At 63.7% G+C, this 14,787-nt stretch carries 17 protein-coding genes; 9 read left to right on the top strand and 8 right to left on the bottom strand.

The genetic code is table 11. The annotated features are described in order from the left end of the window. Positions 1-15: 15 nt before the first annotated feature. The gene (locus ACN0X7_RS18885; RefSeq protein ID WP_417520028.1) at positions 16-840 is read left to right on the top strand and encodes an amidohydrolase family protein; all 825 of its coding nucleotides are present in this window, start codon (positions 16-18) and stop codon (positions 838-840) included. Positions 841-900: 60 nt separating this feature from the next. On the opposite strand, the gene ACN0X7_RS18880 is transcribed toward ACN0X7_RS18885, so the two are convergent. Next, complete coding sequence (locus ACN0X7_RS18880) at positions 901-1,359, bottom strand: hypothetical protein (protein WP_417520027.1); 459 nt, start codon at positions 1,357-1,359, stop codon at positions 901-903. A gap of 99 nt (positions 1,360-1,458) precedes the next feature. Between ACN0X7_RS18880 and ACN0X7_RS18875 the strand changes: the two genes are divergently transcribed. Together ACN0X7_RS18875 and ACN0X7_RS18870 are read left to right on the top strand one after the other, a co-directional pair. After that, on the top strand, positions 1,459-2,331 hold the full coding sequence (locus ACN0X7_RS18875; protein WP_417520026.1) for an SDR family NAD(P)-dependent oxidoreductase: 873 nt from the start codon (positions 1,459-1,461) through the stop codon (positions 2,329-2,331). A gap of 42 nt (positions 2,332-2,373) precedes the next feature. Continuing rightward, positions 2,374-3,210 carry an LLM class F420-dependent oxidoreductase gene (locus tag ACN0X7_RS18870; protein WP_417520025.1) on the top strand — a complete coding sequence of 279 codons (837 nt, stop codon included), beginning with the start codon at positions 2,374-2,376 and terminating at the stop codon, positions 3,208-3,210. A gap of 12 nt (positions 3,211-3,222) precedes the next feature. On the opposite strand, the gene ACN0X7_RS18865 is transcribed toward ACN0X7_RS18870, so the two are convergent. From ACN0X7_RS18865 to ACN0X7_RS18850, 4 genes are all read right to left on the bottom strand, one after another. Next, positions 3,223-3,975: a dienelactone hydrolase family protein gene (locus tag ACN0X7_RS18865; protein ID WP_417520024.1), complete on the bottom strand. Its 753-nt coding sequence runs from the start codon at positions 3,973-3,975 to the stop codon at positions 3,223-3,225. A gap of 24 nt (positions 3,976-3,999) precedes the next feature. Continuing rightward, entirely contained in the window at positions 4,000-5,490 is a 1,491-nt protein-coding gene (gene glpK / locus ACN0X7_RS18860) for a glycerol kinase GlpK (protein ID WP_417520023.1), read from the bottom strand. Then, positions 5,487-7,013 (bottom strand): glycerol-3-phosphate dehydrogenase, encoded by a 1,527-nt coding sequence (gene glpD, locus ACN0X7_RS18855; protein ID WP_417520022.1) that lies wholly within the window; start codon positions 7,011-7,013, stop codon positions 5,487-5,489. The genes glpK and glpD overlap by 4 nt, the downstream gene beginning before the upstream one ends. A gap of 130 nt (positions 7,014-7,143) precedes the next feature. Then, positions 7,144-7,302 carry a YqaE/Pmp3 family membrane protein gene (locus ACN0X7_RS18850; protein WP_417520021.1) on the bottom strand — a complete coding sequence of 53 codons (159 nt, stop codon included), beginning with the start codon at positions 7,300-7,302 and terminating at the stop codon, positions 7,144-7,146. Between the two features lie 351 nt (positions 7,303-7,653). Between ACN0X7_RS18850 and ACN0X7_RS18845 the strand changes: the two genes are divergently transcribed. The 3 genes from ACN0X7_RS18845 to ACN0X7_RS18835 all read left to right on the top strand — a co-directional run bounded on the left by ACN0X7_RS18845 (position 7,654) and on the right by ACN0X7_RS18835 (position 10,524). Next, positions 7,654-9,561, top strand: a complete 1,908-nt coding sequence (locus ACN0X7_RS18845) for an AsmA family protein (protein ID WP_417520020.1) — start codon at positions 7,654-7,656, stop codon at positions 9,559-9,561. 157 nt (positions 9,562-9,718) lie between these two features. Then, positions 9,719-10,051: a DUF883 family protein gene (locus ACN0X7_RS18840; protein WP_417520019.1), complete on the top strand. Its 333-nt coding sequence runs from the start codon at positions 9,719-9,721 to the stop codon at positions 10,049-10,051. Positions 10,052-10,065: 14 nt separating this feature from the next. After that, positions 10,066-10,524, top strand: coding sequence for a hypothetical protein (locus ACN0X7_RS18835; protein WP_417520018.1), 459 nt, complete (start codon positions 10,066-10,068; stop codon positions 10,522-10,524). A gap of 173 nt (positions 10,525-10,697) precedes the next feature. On the opposite strand, the gene ACN0X7_RS18830 is transcribed toward ACN0X7_RS18835, so the two are convergent. Both ACN0X7_RS18830 and ACN0X7_RS18825 read right to left on the bottom strand, forming a co-directional pair. Next, complete coding sequence (locus ACN0X7_RS18830) at positions 10,698-10,892, bottom strand: CsbD family protein (protein ID WP_417520017.1); 195 nt, start codon at positions 10,890-10,892, stop codon at positions 10,698-10,700. Positions 10,893-11,048: 156 nt separating this feature from the next. Continuing rightward, complete coding sequence (locus tag ACN0X7_RS18825; RefSeq protein ID WP_417520016.1) at positions 11,049-11,771, bottom strand: PRC-barrel domain-containing protein; 723 nt, start codon at positions 11,769-11,771, stop codon at positions 11,049-11,051. Between the two features lie 208 nt (positions 11,772-11,979). On the opposite strand from ACN0X7_RS18825, the gene ACN0X7_RS18820 reads away from it, so the two are divergent. Together ACN0X7_RS18820 and ACN0X7_RS18815 are read left to right on the top strand one after the other, a co-directional pair. After that, positions 11,980-12,198, top strand: coding sequence for a hypothetical protein (locus tag ACN0X7_RS18820; protein WP_417520015.1), 219 nt, complete (start codon positions 11,980-11,982; stop codon positions 12,196-12,198). Positions 12,199-12,256: 58 nt separating this feature from the next. Next, positions 12,257-13,075: a Crp/Fnr family transcriptional regulator gene (locus ACN0X7_RS18815; protein WP_417520014.1), complete on the top strand. Its 819-nt coding sequence runs from the start codon at positions 12,257-12,259 to the stop codon at positions 13,073-13,075. Positions 13,076-13,095: 20 nt separating this feature from the next. Here ACN0X7_RS18815 and ACN0X7_RS18810 read toward each other — a convergent pair whose 3' ends face one another. Next, complete coding sequence (locus ACN0X7_RS18810) at positions 13,096-14,214, bottom strand: AI-2E family transporter (protein ID WP_417520013.1); 1,119 nt, start codon at positions 14,212-14,214, stop codon at positions 13,096-13,098. Between the two features lie 268 nt (positions 14,215-14,482). Here ACN0X7_RS18810 and ACN0X7_RS18805 point away from each other — a divergent pair, with 268 nt between their 5' ends. After that, positions 14,483-14,659 carry a DUF1328 domain-containing protein gene (locus ACN0X7_RS18805; RefSeq protein WP_417520012.1) on the top strand — a complete coding sequence of 59 codons (177 nt, stop codon included), beginning with the start codon at positions 14,483-14,485 and terminating at the stop codon, positions 14,657-14,659. Positions 14,660-14,787 lie beyond the last annotated feature (128 nt).

Genomic DNA, 14,787 nt, shown 5'->3' with positions numbered 1-14,787 from the left:
GGTGCCGCGCACGGGATGCAGATCGTCGATGCCCAGATCCATCTCTGGGGGTCCGGCCTGCCGGTCAACAATGCCCATTGGCAGGTCACACGGTTCGATGCGGAACAGGCCATCGACCTGATGGACGAGGCAGGGGTCGATGCCGCCGTGATCCATCCGCCCGGCTGGGATCCGGATTCGGTCGGGATGGCGGCGAACGCCATTCGGAACCATCCGGGACGGTTCGCGATGATGCGCACGCTGCCGCTGGATGATCCCGGTACCCGGTCGCGGATCGCCACCTGCCGACAGGAGGAAGGCGTGCTGGGGCTGCGCTATGTGCTGATGGGCGACGCGGGGCAGCGCGCGGTGCGCGACGGCAGCATCGACTGGTTGTGGGCCGCAGCCGAAGAGGCCGGGGTGCCCGTGGCCCTGCTGTCGACCGATGTGCTGACCGACCTTGGCGAGGTCGCCGCGCGGCATCCCGGCCTGCGTCTGACGATCGATCATCTGGGCGGGCGCGGCGGCTTCACCGAACTGAAGGATGCGGCGGCGATGACGCACATGCCGGACCTGCTGGCGCTGGCGCGGCATCCCAATATTGCGGTGAAGGCCACCGGCGCGCCGGGCTATGCCAGCGAGCCCTATCCGTTTCCGGCCATGCATACCTGGCTGGAACAGATCTACGACGCCTTCGGTCCCGATCGCATGTTCTGGGGCACGGATATCTCGAAGATGCCGTGCAGCTGGCGCGAATGCATCACCCTGTTCACCGAAGAACTCGCGTGGCTGCCCGACCGCGACAAGCCGAAGGTCATGGGAGAGGCGTTCTGCCGCTGGTGGGGCTGGGACCGCACCTGACCCCGTTTTTCGCCGGTCTGCAGACACTCACTGCTGCCGGTTCCGGCGTGCGCCGACGGTCTACCGGGGCTCGGGAAACCGCTCCCCGGCGGCGGGTGCCAGTCCTGGCAGCCAGGTTTCATGGACATGCTGCCATTCCACCCCGTGCGGTGTGCCCCGCTTCGGGCCGTACAGCACGGTCGACAGGCGGGCCGAGACGTCGTCACCGTCCATGTGCCATTCCTCATAGGTGACCAGCGCCTGCTCGCCGATCAGCCGATGGCACTCATAGTTCTTCACCTCGATCCGGAAACTGTCCTTCCGGGCAGCGAGGACGCCGTGAATGGATTCGAATTCGGTCAGCAGATCGTTCAGTTCGGTCCGCGTGCCCAGCGGGCTGATCACCATCAGGCCGGGGGCCATGACATCCCTGAAACGGGCGAACGCGTCGTCCGTGCGCGGCAGGGCGCCCACCAGCCAGTCTCTCAGAAAATCATGCAGGGTCTCGGTTTCCAGACGGCACTGTTTCGCCATGTCCATTTCTCAGTCTCCGTATGCGATCCGTGAAAGGTCCAATTGGGTTTCGGCGGCAGGCAAGCCATCCTACACTGCAATGCTGACATTCGGGGAGGAATGGCGATGAGCAGGAAACTGGACGGCAAGGTTGCCGCGATCACCGGCGGGGCTTCGGGGATGGGGCGGGCCACGGTCATGCGTTATCTGGAAGAAGGTGCCTCTGTCGCCATCGGCGACCTGAACGCCCACAATGGCGCCGAAACGCTGAAAGCGGCCGAAGATGCCGGTTTCGCGGATCGCGTGATCTTCGTGCGCGGCGACGTCGCGGAAGAAGGCGACGTGGAAGCGCTGGTCGGCGGGGCCGTCGAGAAGTTCGGACGGCTCGACATCATGTTCAACAATGCGGGCGTCGGTGGTGCGTTCGGTCCGATCACCGAAACGACCGTCGAGGAATGGGACTACACCTTCAACGTGCTGGTCCGGGGGGTGTTTCTGGGCGTGAAGCACGCGGTGCGTCAGATGAAGAAGCAGGGCGATGGCGGGGCGGTGATCAACACGGCATCCATCGCCGGACTGTCGGGCGGTGCCGGACCCAATGCCTATTCCGCGGCAAAGGCCGCCGTGCACAATCTGACCCGCGTGACGGCGGCGGAACTGGCGCAGGACCGCATCCGCATCAACGCCATCGCACCGGGCGCGATCCGCACGCCGCTGCTGCATTCGGGGCGCGCCGCGGAAATGGATGCGATCGCGCAGGACAAGACCCCGTGGCCGGTCCTGGGCGAGGGCACCGATATTGCCGGTGCCGCAGTGTTCCTGGCGTCGGACGACAGCCAGTTCGTGACCGGCCATACGCTGGTCGTGGACGGCGGGGCGCTGGCCGCATCCCCCAACTTCTGGGGTTTCGGAGCGGATTCGCTGTTCAAGAAGCACGCCGGGATGAACCGCGGATCGACCGGGGAGAAATCCTACGCCCGCGATATCGAACGAAAATAGGCCGACTTCGAACGACGGCAGAACCCAGACAGGAGCAGGATCATGAAGTACGGCGCATTTTATTTCCCGACACATTACGGCATCGACACAGCGGACCTGGCGGTGGCGATGGAAGAGCGCGGCTTCGAAAGCCTTTTCCTGTGTGAGCATACCCATATTCCGGCAAGCCGCGACACGCCGTTTCCCGGCGGGGGCGACCTGCCGGATCGCTACTATCACACGCATGATCCGTTCGTGGCGCTCAGCTTCGCGGCGGCGGCAACGAAGACGATCCGCCTCGGCACCGGCATCTGCCTGCTGCCGCAGCGCGATCCGATCGTGACGGCAAAGGTGATCTCCAGTCTGGACAGCATGTCCGGCGGCCGCTTCGAGTTTGCGGTCGGCGCGGGCTGGAACGTGGAGGAGATGGAAAACCACGGTGTCGCCTACAAGACGCGGTTCAAGGAGATGACCGAGAAGCTGAAGGCGATGAAGGTCATGTGGACGGAAGACGAGGCAAGCTTCAGTGGAGACTTCGTGAAGTTCGACCGGATCATTTCCAGCCCGAAGCCGGCCCAGATGCCGCATCCGCCGATCCTGCTGGGGGGCGAAACCGACCACACCATCCGCCGCGTGGTCGAATTTGCGAACGGCTGGTTCCCGCGCGCGAACTATGCGTTCGATCCGGCGGAGGGCATGGCGCGGCTGAAACGTTTTGCCGATGCGGCGGGGCGGGACATGTCGGAGGTGCCGGTGACCGTCTTCCGCGCACCTGACGATGCCGACAAACTGAAGGCCTACCGCGATGCGGGCATCAGCAGGGTGCTGTTCGATGTGCCCGACAAGCCGCGCGACCAGGTGCTGCCGCTGCTGGATGACTACGCGAAGCTGATCGGCTGACGCCGCGTCCGCTCAGCGGGCGCGCAGTTTCCGGTCGAACAGGGCGAATATCCGTTCCCAGTGGCGTTCACCGGCCTGCTTCACATAGACAGCGCGCTCGGGGAAGGCGAAGCCGTGCTCGGTGCCGGGATAGATTTCCACGCGGCAGTCCACGCCGGCTTTCCGCATCACGCCGGGCAGTTCTTCCAGGATCGCGTCCGGGACGAACTGGTCCTCTTCCGCGAACGCCAGATAGAGCTCTCCCCTGATCCGGTCCGCTGACAGGTGCGGAGAGTCGTCGCGGTCGGTGATGATGCCGACGCCGTAGAATGAGGCCGCCGCCGCGACGTCTTCCGGGAAGGCCGCGGCGACCGCGACGACGTACTGGCCGCTCATGCAGTATCCGGTGATGCCGACGGGACCGGGCGCGGCGGCGTCCGTCTGCCGTATGTACTCCAGCATCGGCTGCGTGTCGGAGACCACCAGCGCATTGGACAGCGAATTCATGACGGCGAACATCTTCTTGCGCTCATCGTCGTCGGTGCGGATCCGGGCGAGATCGAAGCCGTAATGGCCTTCGCGTCCGGTGCGGTAGTACATGTTCGGCAGCATCACATAGTAGCCGACCGTGGCCATCCGCCGGGCCATGTCGCGCAGTTCCTCGCGTATGCCGGGCGCGTCCATGTAGATGATCGCGGCCGGGTGGGGGCCGCCTTCTTCCGGATGACAGACAAAACAGTCCATCTCGCCATCGGCGGTTTTCAGCAGGATGTCGTGCTCGCGCATGTCGGCTCTCCGGTGATTTGGCGGTCAGGTGGCGGTCAGGGTACGCCGGACGGCGTCCTGCCAGCCCACATACTTGCGGTCGCGCTCGGCGCTGTCCATGGCGGGTTCGAAGCGCCGGTCCAGCGCCCAGCCCCTGGCGAACGCCGCTGGTTCGGGATAAAGCCCGGCCTTCATGCCCGCCAGATAGGCCGCGCCCAGCGCCGTCGTCTCCAGAACCGTGGGCCGGTCGACCGGCGCATCCAGCAGATCGGCCAGCCGCTGCATGGTCCAGTCGCTGGCCACCATGCCGCCATCGACGCGCAACACTGTATCCCGCGCCCTGTCCCAGTCGCGCCGCATGGCTTCCAGCAGGTCCCGGGTCTGGAAACAGACGCTTTCCAGTGCGGCGCGGGACAGTTCCGCCGGGCCGGTGGCCCGCGTCAGACCGTGCATCGTGCCCCGCGCGTCGGCGTCCCAGTAGGGTGCGCCCAGACCGGTGAAGGCGGGCACCAGATAGACATCCTGTTCCGGATCGGCGCGGTCGGCCAGATCGCCGGACTGGGCCGCCTCATCGATGATGCCCAGGCCGTCGCGCAGCCACTGCACCGCCGCGCCGGCGATGAAGATCGACCCTTCCAGCGCGTAGGTGGGCCTGCCGTCCAGCTGATAGGCGATGGTGGTCAGCAGGCGGTTGTCGGACAGGGCGGGCTTGTCGCCGATGTTCAGCAGGGCGAAGCAGCCCGTTCCGTAGGTCGATTTCATCATGCCCGGCTGGAAACAGGCCTGTCCGACTGTCGCGGCCTGCTGGTCACCGGCGATCCCGAGCACCGGAATGGCGGCCCCGAGAACATCGGCGTCGGTCGTCCCGAACTCGGCGGCGCTGTCCATCACATCGGGCAGCATCGAACCCGGGATGCCCAGAAGCTTCAGCAGACCATCGTGCCAACGGCCCTCGATGATGTCGTACATCAGTGTCCGGCTGGCGTTGGTCGCATCGGTTGCGTGCACGCGCCCGCCGGTCAGCCGCCACAGCAGGAAACAGTCCACGGTGCCGAACGCGAGGTCGCCGCGTTCGGCGGCGGCGCGCGCACCATCGACATGGTCCAGAATCCAGGCGACCTTGGTGCCGCTGAAGTAGGGGTCAAGCAGCAGGCCGGTCCGGGCCCTGATTTCCTCCTCATGGCCCGCCGCCCGCAGGTCGGCACAGATATCGGCCGTCCGCCGGTCCTGCCAGACGATGGCCTTGTGAATCGCCTTGCCGGTCTTGCGGTCCCAGACGATCGTGGTCTCGCGCTGGTTGGTGATGCCGATGGCCGTGATGTCGGCGGCGTCCAGTCCGGCATCGGCGATGGCTGCCCTGCAGGTCGCGACGGTCGTCCGCCACAGGTCCTCCGGGTCGTGTTCGACCCAGCCAGAATGCGGGAAATGCTGCGTGAATTCTTCCTGAGCGATGGCCGCGATCTTCAGGTCGGCATCGAAGACGATCGCGCGGCTGGAGGTCGTGCCCTGATCGATCGCCAGTACATATCCGCTCATCCGTTCCTCCTCTGACCGTGTCCGTGCTCTCTCAGCCAGTGCGCCAGTGCGGCCTGCTGGGTTGCGTCGAGCTGCAGGCCGACCTTGGTGCGCCGCCACAGAATATCGTCCGCGCGCATGGCCCATTCGCGCTCCATCAGATGCCGGACCTCACGCTCGTAGAGGTCAGCCCCGAACCAGTGTCCCAGATCATCGATCCGGCTCGCACCGGCCAGAATGCGCTTCGCTTCGGTGCCGTAGAGGCGCGCGAACCGGTGTAGCGTGCGCTTGCCGAGGAACGGGAATGCCCCGGAAAGATCGGCCAGCAGATCGGCGAAACCGGTTGCCGGAAAGTCGCCGCCGGTGAGCGATGCGCCTGCCGTCCAGCTTCGCGTGCTGCGGTTCAGCAATCCGTCGATCTTTTCCAGCACCTCTTCGGACAGCCGCCGGTAGGTTGTGATCTTGCCGCCGAAGATGTTGATGAGGGGCGCCCCGTTTTCGCGCTCGGTCTTCAGGACGTAGTCGCGGGTGGCCTCCTGCGCTTTCGAGGCCCCGTCGTCATAAAGCGGGCGTACCGCGGAATAGGTCCAGACGACGTCGTCCCCGGAAACAGGTCTCTCGAAATATTCACTCGCGGCCTCGACCAGATATCTGATCTCCTCGGCGCTGATCTTCACATCGTCCGGGCCGTCGTTCCAGTCCCTGTCCGTCGTTCCGATCAGCGTGTAGTCCCCTTCGTAGGGGATGGCGAAAATGATCCGGTCGTCGGCATTCTGGAAGATGTAGCAGCGGTCGTGTTCGAACAGCTTGCGGACCACGATGTGGCTGCCCTGAACCAGCCGGACGTTGCGCGCCTCGTTGTGGCCGACGACGCCCGACAGCACCTCGTCGATCCAGGGGCCGGCGGCATTCACCAGCAGCGCCGCGGTGACGGTCTCGCGCGTGCCCGTGATCGTGTCCTCGATCTCGACGGTCCAGCCCTCATCCGACCAGCGTGCCGAGATCACTCTGGTCCGCACGCGGATATCCGCGCCGCGGTCCGCGGCATCGCGGGCGTTCAGCACCACCAGCCGCGCGTCGTTCACCCAGCAGTCGGAATATTCGAACCCCTTCTCGAAACGCGCGCGCAGCGGGCCGCCTGCCAGATCGCGCCGCAGGTCCAGCGTGCGCGCCGGTGGCAGCAGCTTCCGCCCGCCCAGGTGGTCATAGAGAAACAGCCCGAGGCGCAGCAGCCACGCCGGCCGCAGCCCCCTGTGATGCGGCAGGACGAACCTGAGCGGCCAGATGATGTGCGGTGCCATCGCCCAGAGCGTTTCCCGCTCGGTCAGGGCCTCACGCACCAGCCGGAACTCGAAGTGTTCCAGATAGCGCAGACCGCCGTGAACCAGCTTGGTCGACCCGGAGGACGTCCCCTGCGCGAGGTCATCCTTCTCGGCCAGCATCACCGAATAGCCGCGGCCGACCGCGTCGCGGGCAATGCCACAGCCATTGATTCCACCACCGATGACAAAGACATCGACATGTGAAGCGCCAGATTCAGTCATGGGGTCAGCATACGCCCGTCGGTCCATGACAAGACAGCGCACGTGCGGGAGGTGCGTCGTTTTACGCACCGCCCGTTTGCGTATCGTCGATCCGGCCCCGGGGGTCGGGACCGGCCTCAGACCGTCACTGCTATTTCTTGGCGATGACCCAGATCGCGTGAACGATACCGGGAATGTAGCCCAGCAGGGTCAGCAGGATGTTGAGCCAGAAGTGCATGCCGATGCCGACCTGCAGAAAGACACCGAGGGGCGGCAGCAGAATGGCGAAAATGATGCGAATCAGATCCATGGGAGATTTTCCTTCTTCTTTTTTCCGGGCAGCGCGCCCGGATGTTGACGACGTTCAAATGGGAAGCACGGGGCCGAGATGAAACCCGTTTGTCCGGCTGCGCTGATTTGCGCCGCCCGAACGCGTCGCCAGGATCGCGTTCCGCCTGCGGGAAATGGTCATCTGCTGTCGCCTTTCGATGTCGTCGGGCGGGCACGCGTGTAGGGTGTCCGGCAGAGTCCAAACACTTGAAATGCGAAAAGGTTCCCCTGATCTCATCGGGGGAACCTTTGAGTGATGGATACGTTTCCCGGAAGCATTCGCAGCCGTCGGATTGCGGAGAACGTCAGGGGTAGGCATATGAAAACAATAATGAAAGCTGCCGCGGTTCTGGTCGGGTTTCTGATGCTGCTGGTCGTTCTGGGTGTCGCAGCGCTGTTTCTTCTCGACTGGAACGATTTCAAGGACGAAGTGGCCTCTCTCGCCTCTGATTTCATCGGACGGGACGTCGCCATCGGCCATCTGGATGTCGATCCGGGCTGGACGACCACGATCACGCTGGGCGGCCTGTCCGTCGCAAATCCGGAATGGGCAGCATCGCCGAAATTCTATGAGGCCGACCGAACCCGCGTTTCGATCCGGGTCTGGCCGCTGCTGCGGATGCGGATCAGGATGCCGGAAGTCGATCTGGACGCACCGAAAATTGCCATGCAGCGCAACGCAGAAGGGCAGGCGACCTGGGATTTCGCAGCGCTCGCCGGTTCGCCCGATGACAGGCTCGGCCCCGATACGCGCAGTGAGTTTCCGTCGGTCGGAAAGCTGACCGTCACGAACGGTGAGATCAGCTTCGATGATACGATCAGCGCCTACAATACGGTTGCCATCATCGCGAAGGCGGAAGGGCGTGCCTGGGAAGGTGACGATCTGACCCTGACTGCGGACGGACAGCTGTCGGAGCGCCCCCTGAACGTGAGTTTTGTCGGCGGGTCGATGACCCGGCTTCGCGGCACCACCGAACCCTATCCGGTCGATCTGAAGATCACCGTGGGCGACAGCGCATTGAGCGCCGTGGGCACCCTGCGCGAACCGCTCAGCATGGGTGGTGGCTCGGTCAAGCTGGCGATCAGCGGGCCGACCCTGGATGCTCTGTTCCCGATCATCCCGCTGCCCTTGCCGGAAACGCCGCCCTATGACCTCGCCGGCACGCTGACGCTGGAGAACGCCGTGTGGAGCCTGAAGGGTTTTTCCGGGCGGATGGGCGACAGCGATCTCTCCGGCGATCTGTCCATTGATACGTCCGGCGAAAAACCCGATGTGACGGGCGACCTGGTTTCCCGGAAACTCGACCTCGACGACCTGGGTGGCCTGATCGGTGCCCAGCCCGATCCGGACGAGACGGCGAATCGGGAACAGCAGCAGCAGGCGGCGCAACTGGAGGCGTCCGACAGTCTTTTCCCCGATACGCCCATCGCCACGGACCAGCTCAATCTGGCCAACATGGACATCAAGCTGACGGCGACCCGCGTGGAAGATGAAATCCTGCCGGTCGATCGTCTGGTCGCGCGGTTCAACCTGACCGACTCGCGGGTGCTGGTGCGTCCGTTCAGCATGAGCATCGCGGGTGGAGAGGTCTCCGGCGAGTTCGCCCTCAATGGCCGCAGCGAGGTGCCGTCGGCGGATGCCGACCTCAAGTTCCAGAATGTCGATCTGCAGCCGTTCTTCCAGGACACGGACTTCGCGCAGGAAATGTCGGGGCGGTTCTTCGGCGATATCTATTTCCTGGGTGTGGGCCGCAGCCTGAACGATCTGATGGCCGGCGCGCGGGGCGGCGGCTGGATCGGCGCGCGCGACGGCAGCCTGAGCGCCCTGATTGTCGAGGCGATCGGGCTGGATGTGATCGAGGCTCTGGCGATCGTGATCGGCGGCGACGATCGTGTGCCGATCCGCTGCGGACTGATCGAGTTTCAGGGAGATGGCGGCATCATCAATCTCAACCGGGCCATTGTGGATACGACCGATTCGGTTCTGGTTGCCAAGGGATCGGTGAATACGGATGCGGAAACGCTTGATGTTCAGGTCGAGGCGCGTGCCAAGGACTTCAGCCTGATCGATCTTGCGACGCCCGTTCTGGTCAAGGGCAGGATCGCCGATCCGGACATATCGATCGGCGGCCTGGATCCGCTGCCGTTCTTCGAGATCGGCGACGAGCAGGACGTCGACTGCGATGCCCTGCTGGCCAACCCGCTGCGGCCTGCCAAACCGGAGAACCCCGCCCAGTAGAGATGCTGTCCGGGCGTCTGCGGCATTTCGTTCGCTTGAACCCCTGAATGCGCGCCACACGTTCGCATCTAAGGGAAAGATGCGCGCGCCGGAACTGAAGCGTACCGGAACGCGTTAAGGCTGGGATCATAGAAACGAAAAAACGAAGGTGATGGACATGGCCACTCAGACCACGACAAACGGCAAATCGGGATCGGCGGACGCGAAGGTGACGTCCGAGGATCTGCGCGAAGACTTCGAAAAGCTGCGGTCCGACATGGCGACACTGGTCGCTCAGGTCGCGGAAATGTCGCGCGCGAAGGTGAGCGACACGGCCCACACGGCCAAGGAAACGGCGAAAGCCAAGGCGTCAGAGGCCGCACACCGCGCGGAGGAAGGCTACGAGATGGGCCGAGGCTGGGTCACCGAGCAGGCAAGCAATCGCCCGTTCGCGACCATCGGCATCGCCGTTCTGGTGGGCATTCTCATCGGCCGGTCCCTGCGCCGCTAGATTTCTGACTGATCATGCTTCCTCCCTCACTGGTGCAGGACCTGATGGGTGTGGTCGAGGCGGAAGCCAGCCGCGCCCGCGTCGCCGCCCGTGGTGCCGCCATACGGATCATCGCGGGCATGGTGGCCGCGTTGCTGTTCATCGGGGCGCTGGGGTTTCTTACCGTCGGAGGCTATCGCACCCTGACCGTCACCTATGATGACTTCACTGCCGGTGCGATCATGGCGGCGGCGCTGGCATCGGTGGCGGTCGTCATCATGGCGTTCGCCCTGCTGATCGCAAACCGGAAGGCCCGGTTGCGGGCCGAGGCACAGGCGGCGCTGGCGCGTGCCGCGCTGTCGGGCGACATGGTGCGTGTGATGAGCAGCGTGCAGGCCCTGGGGCTGCCGCCGGTCTTCATCGGCGTCGGTGCCCTAGTTGCCGGTGTGGTCGCAGGCTTCGCGTCGAAATCAGGATCGGCCAAGAACGAGTAAAGCGTCCCGGCATCCGATTGAAACGGCCAGACGGCGGGCTCTCACCTCACGCCTCCGTGCGGGGGCAATCATCGACCCGGCGAACGGTGCACGAACGGAAAAGAAAAAGGCATCCCGGATCGAATGTCTGATCCGGGATGCCTTTCTTGTTGTGGGCAGCGAGAAGAACCGGGTCAGCCGGCACGCCAGCTGTCCACCTGCTTCTCGGCCTCGTCACGGGCGATGCCATAGCGTTCCTGGATCTTGCCGATCAGGATGTCGCGTTCTCCCTTGATCTCGGCCACATCGTCATCTGTCAGGTCGCCCCACTGTTTGCGGACGTTTCCCTTCAGCTGGTTCCACTGGCCCTTGATTTCGTTGCTGTCCATTCTGCTTCTCCTGTTGGCCTCGGTTAAATTCAGCGACCCGGTTCCGCCTCCCCTCGCGTCCGGCTTCCCGGAAGGAACGTCGGAGGTGGGGAGGCGGTGCGTCGCACGCCTGACGTGCAACAGGGCGCGACGCATACCGGTGGTCAGATGCGCGGGTCAGTTCTTGATGTTGCGATCCCACCAGGCACCGATGTCCTCGGACCAGCCCTTCGCGGTCCGGCGGGCTTCCTCGCTGTAGTCGACCTCAGGTGCGTCCTGGAACATCTTGGCATCGATGGGCAGCACCAGCGTGTCGGCATCCTCGGTCTGCTTCAGGTCGGTGATGCGGACCGGCGTCAGCGTCTCGCCCAGACCCAGGAATCCGCCATGGGAGACCATGATGTAGATCGAGCCGTCGGAACCGCCGACGGCGACGTCTTCAACGTGACCCAGTTCCTCGTTCTGCAGGTTCACGACCTCATCGCCGATCAGATCTTCCGCCCAGACGATCCGGTTCTTGGCGTCCAGAGGCTGGCTGGCTTCCAGCCGCTCCTTGCGCGCCTCGCGACGGTCCATCATCATCTGCTTGTCGGCGTGCTTCTCGCGCAGGTCGCGCATCTCGTTCAGCACGTTCTCGCAGGCCTCCTCGTCGCCGTAGCGCGCGAAGGTCAGCGCGGCGTCCCGCAGCGTGCGATAGTCGCGGCGCATGGTGGAATCATAGACCCCGCCTTCTTCGGAAAACTCAGTTTCGAATGTGCGGACATCCTTCATGCACTGTTCCGCGACGTTCGGCTTCATGGCGTCGGCCTTCTTGTGGCTCTCGGCCTGGGCAACTCCTGCACCGGCGCTCATCAGCGCGGTCAGTGATACGGCGCTCACCATCATCAGCTTCTTGTTCATCTTGTACTCCTTCAGGTTACTTGCGCTGTATGGTCAAACTCACTCCGACCCTACGCATGAAAAACGACCGTAAGGAGCCAATGTTCCGAAAAAAAAGCAGGATTCTGCGGCTTGAAACCGGCGGGATCAGGTCCAAAATTATTGGGCTGCGCCGCATTTTTTCGTTGCGGTAACGTATCTATCCATCAGGGTGATCCGGACTGACCCGATGCTTTACAGCGAGGTCGCGCAACAGGGTCGCCGTTTTCCGGTGAATTTGCCTTTCGGCGGGAGGCGTCTGCCAGTCCATCGCCATGTCGCGATGGGAATGCTCGGCCGTCTCCAGACATTCGATCAGATCGTCCCTGCTCAGGATGCCGATATCCAGCAATTGCAGGAGCAGGGCCTCGACCAGCGCCAGCGACGCATCGCTTTCGACGTAACCTGATGCGTGGCCGCGCCTGCGTCGGGCTCTGCGTCGCCGCGTTGGAAAGTAGGTGTGTTTCATGCCTGCCCAACGCCGGGGTTTCTCCGGCTGTTCCATCACACTTGTAAAACATGCCGATTTCGAGAACATTGTCGGCGATCTTGTGGGGAATTTTCAGCGTATGGCCTTCATCGACAAGCTCGATCGTTTCGTTGCATTGACCGAAACCGAGAGACAGGCTGTCGCCGCGTGCGTGCAGGACGAAAGAACCGTGGCCGCGCATTCCCATCTGGTGGTCCAGGGGGAAGATTATGACGGTACATATGTCATCCATTCCGGCTGGGCGGTTCGGCAGAAGTTTCTGGAGGACGGTCGGCGCCAGGTCGTCAACTTCCTGATCACCGGTGATGCCATCGGATTCGCGGCAACGTTCTTCGATCAGGCAGACCATTCCGTCGTGGCCCTGACGGACGTCAATTGTTCGCGGATCGATTCCGAGAAGCTGATGGAAATGATCTCGACCTATCCCCGCGTCGGCTCTGCCCTGTTCTGGAGCATTGCCCTGGAGGAATCCATGCTGCGGGAACGGATCGTCGGTCTGGGGCAGCGGTCGGCCCGGGAACACATGGCGCACCTGATCATGGAAATGGTGATGCGGCAGCGTGCCGGGGGAGCCGGTGACATGCAGGCGCGGCGGCTGCCGATCAATCAGATTCTGCTGTCGGACGCCCTGGGCATCAGCCCGGTTCATACCAACAGGACGATCCGCCGGATGGTTCTGGACCGTCTGATCGAGACTTCTCCGCAGGGAATCCTGATTCTGGACGAACCGCGGCTGCGCGAGATCGGCGATTTCGACGGTCAGTTCCTGCACGAAAAGAAACCGACGCCGCAATAACGGGCACGGGTCGGCAACGCTTATCGGGTGTCCTCATCGCCGGAAAGGGCGAGGTCGCCCCGCGCATGGCGTTCCGCGGCGAACTGCAGAATGGCCTTGAGAGTTGCCGCGACGGGCAGGCCCAACAAGGCCCCCAGTATCCCCATCACGTTGCCGCCGATCACGACCGCCAGAATGACCCAGACCGGGTGCAGCTGGATCGGCTTGCCGACCAGGACTGGTGACAGCACGACGGTCTCCAGCAGTTGCGAGAAGCCGAAGACCAAGGCCACCGCCACGACCGGCCAGATTTCGTCGAACTGCATCACGGCGATGATGATGGAGACCGTGAACATCACGATGTTGCCGATCACCGGCACCGCCGTCGCCAGTCCCGTCAGGATGCCCAGCAGGATGGCGAAGTTCAGCCCGATCAGGGACAGGCCGACGATGTGAACGATGGCCTGGCTGAGGCAGAGGAAGGTCTGGCCCCGTACATAGGCCGACAATTGCGCGCGGATGGTGCGACCCAGTTCGCGGACGTCTGCACGCATGGATGTCGGCAGCGCCCGGTCGATGACGGCCAGCCCCCGGTGACCGTCCCGCAGCACGAACATCAGTGTGAAAGGCGTGAACACCAGAAACATCACCGTATCGAACAGCGTGGCAAGGCCGCCGATGGCGATCTCGCTGGCCGCGCCGATGGTTTCGGTGGCCTTTGTCGCGGCCTCTTCGGTCTCCTCGGGCGACGGGCCGCGGGCTGAATCGAATCCGTTACGCAGGGTGTTCTCGAACTGCTCGGTCAGCACCCGCAGGAAATCCGGCAGCTTGTTGGCCACGCCGGTCAGTTCTGCGGCCAGCGGACCGGCGAGGGCCGCGAAGCACGCGGCCATGATCAGCATGACCGCCGATGTCACCAGCAGCGCCGCAAGGGTCCGGCTCAACCGGGTGCGTCGGCGGACCTGCGCGAAGGCCGGTGCGACGATGAAGGCCAGCGTCCCACCGAGAATGAACGGCCCCGAATCCCGGCCCAGCACGCCTGCCAGGGCGATCAGCAGGCAGACCGCAGCAGTCCAGAAGGCAATGCTGAACAGCGAACTGCGCGATGTTCTTGATGGGCCGCCGCCCGAGGGCTCCGTGCTTGTGCCGTTTGACGCCATGCGATCTTCGCCGCCTTGATCATTGATCTTCTTCAGGGAGTACGTGGGACAACCGAATGAAGCCCGACAGGTTCCCGGCGATCTTTGTTTTTCCTTGCGCGCGGGCACATGATCGTAGCGCGTCTGCAGCGCAGGCGCCAGCGTGCGGACGGATCAGCGCCGACCGCGGCGGTCTGTCGAAGGTCCTGCCGGAACCAATGGCTGTCCGGGGCGTTCTTCGTTCAACCTGCCGGTCATGCGGCGGATGACATGAGGGAAAGGACGACACATGCTTTATTTCGCGCTGGTTTTCTTTGTGGTGGCGATCATCGCCGCCGTGTTCGGATTCGGCGGCATCGCCTCGGCATCTGCAGGCATTGCCCAGATCCTGTTCTTCGTCTTTATCGTGCTGCTGGTGATCTCGCTGATCTTCCATCTGGTGCGCGGGCGCTCCGGCAGACCCTAGGTCATGAACTCATTAAATGGATTCCCATTTATGAGGAAGCGTGATTCATTCTCTGGGAGGAGGACGAATCATGAGCCGACGCCGTTACGAGATCACCGACTTTGAATGGTCCGTTATCGCACCCCTTC

Origin of the sequence: Minwuia sp. (assembly GCF_048263705.1) — a bacterium.
Taxonomy (GTDB): domain Bacteria; phylum Pseudomonadota; class Alphaproteobacteria; order Minwuiales; family Minwuiaceae; genus Minwuia.
Note: the sequence above shows the minus strand (reverse complement) of the source record. Positions and strands in the feature narration are given on the sequence as shown.

Excerpts from the sequence above, each read along its gene's own strand:
- glpK (WP_417520023.1), bottom strand. The coding sequence starts at position 5,490 with ATGAGCGGATATGTACTGGCGATCGATCAGGGCACGACCTCCAGCCGC.
- ACN0X7_RS18805 (WP_417520012.1), top strand. The coding sequence starts at position 14,483 with ATGCTTTATTTCGCGCTGGTTTTCTTTGTGGTGGCGATCATCGCCGCC.
- ACN0X7_RS18840 (WP_417520019.1), top strand. The coding sequence starts at position 9,719 with ATGGCCACTCAGACCACGACAAACGGCAAATCGGGATCGGCGGACGCG.
- ACN0X7_RS18880 (WP_417520027.1), bottom strand. The coding sequence starts at position 1,359 with ATGGACATGGCGAAACAGTGCCGTCTGGAAACCGAGACCCTGCATGAT.
- ACN0X7_RS18865 (WP_417520024.1), bottom strand. The coding sequence starts at position 3,975 with ATGCGCGAGCACGACATCCTGCTGAAAACCGCCGATGGCGAGATGGAC.
- glpD (WP_417520022.1), bottom strand. The coding sequence starts at position 7,013 with ATGACTGAATCTGGCGCTTCACATGTCGATGTCTTTGTCATCGGTGGT.
- ACN0X7_RS18825 (WP_417520016.1), bottom strand. The coding sequence starts at position 11,771 with ATGAACAAGAAGCTGATGATGGTGAGCGCCGTATCACTGACCGCGCTG.
- ACN0X7_RS18810 (WP_417520013.1), bottom strand. The coding sequence starts at position 14,214 with ATGGCGTCAAACGGCACAAGCACGGAGCCCTCGGGCGGCGGCCCATCA.
- ACN0X7_RS18875 (WP_417520026.1), top strand. The coding sequence starts at position 1,459 with ATGAGCAGGAAACTGGACGGCAAGGTTGCCGCGATCACCGGCGGGGCT.
- ACN0X7_RS18830 (WP_417520017.1), bottom strand. The coding sequence starts at position 10,892 with ATGGACAGCAACGAAATCAAGGGCCAGTGGAACCAGCTGAAGGGAAAC.
- ACN0X7_RS18815 (WP_417520014.1), top strand. The coding sequence starts at position 12,257 with ATGCCTGCCCAACGCCGGGGTTTCTCCGGCTGTTCCATCACACTTGTA.
- ACN0X7_RS18870 (WP_417520025.1), top strand. The coding sequence starts at position 2,374 with ATGAAGTACGGCGCATTTTATTTCCCGACACATTACGGCATCGACACA.
- ACN0X7_RS18835 (WP_417520018.1), top strand. The coding sequence starts at position 10,066 with ATGCTTCCTCCCTCACTGGTGCAGGACCTGATGGGTGTGGTCGAGGCG.
- ACN0X7_RS18845 (WP_417520020.1), top strand. The coding sequence starts at position 7,654 with ATGAAAGCTGCCGCGGTTCTGGTCGGGTTTCTGATGCTGCTGGTCGTT.
- ACN0X7_RS18820 (WP_417520015.1), top strand. The coding sequence starts at position 11,980 with ATGCTTTACAGCGAGGTCGCGCAACAGGGTCGCCGTTTTCCGGTGAAT.
- ACN0X7_RS18850 (WP_417520021.1), bottom strand. The coding sequence starts at position 7,302 with ATGGATCTGATTCGCATCATTTTCGCCATTCTGCTGCCGCCCCTCGGT.
- ACN0X7_RS18885 (WP_417520028.1), top strand. The coding sequence starts at position 16 with ATGCAGATCGTCGATGCCCAGATCCATCTCTGGGGGTCCGGCCTGCCG.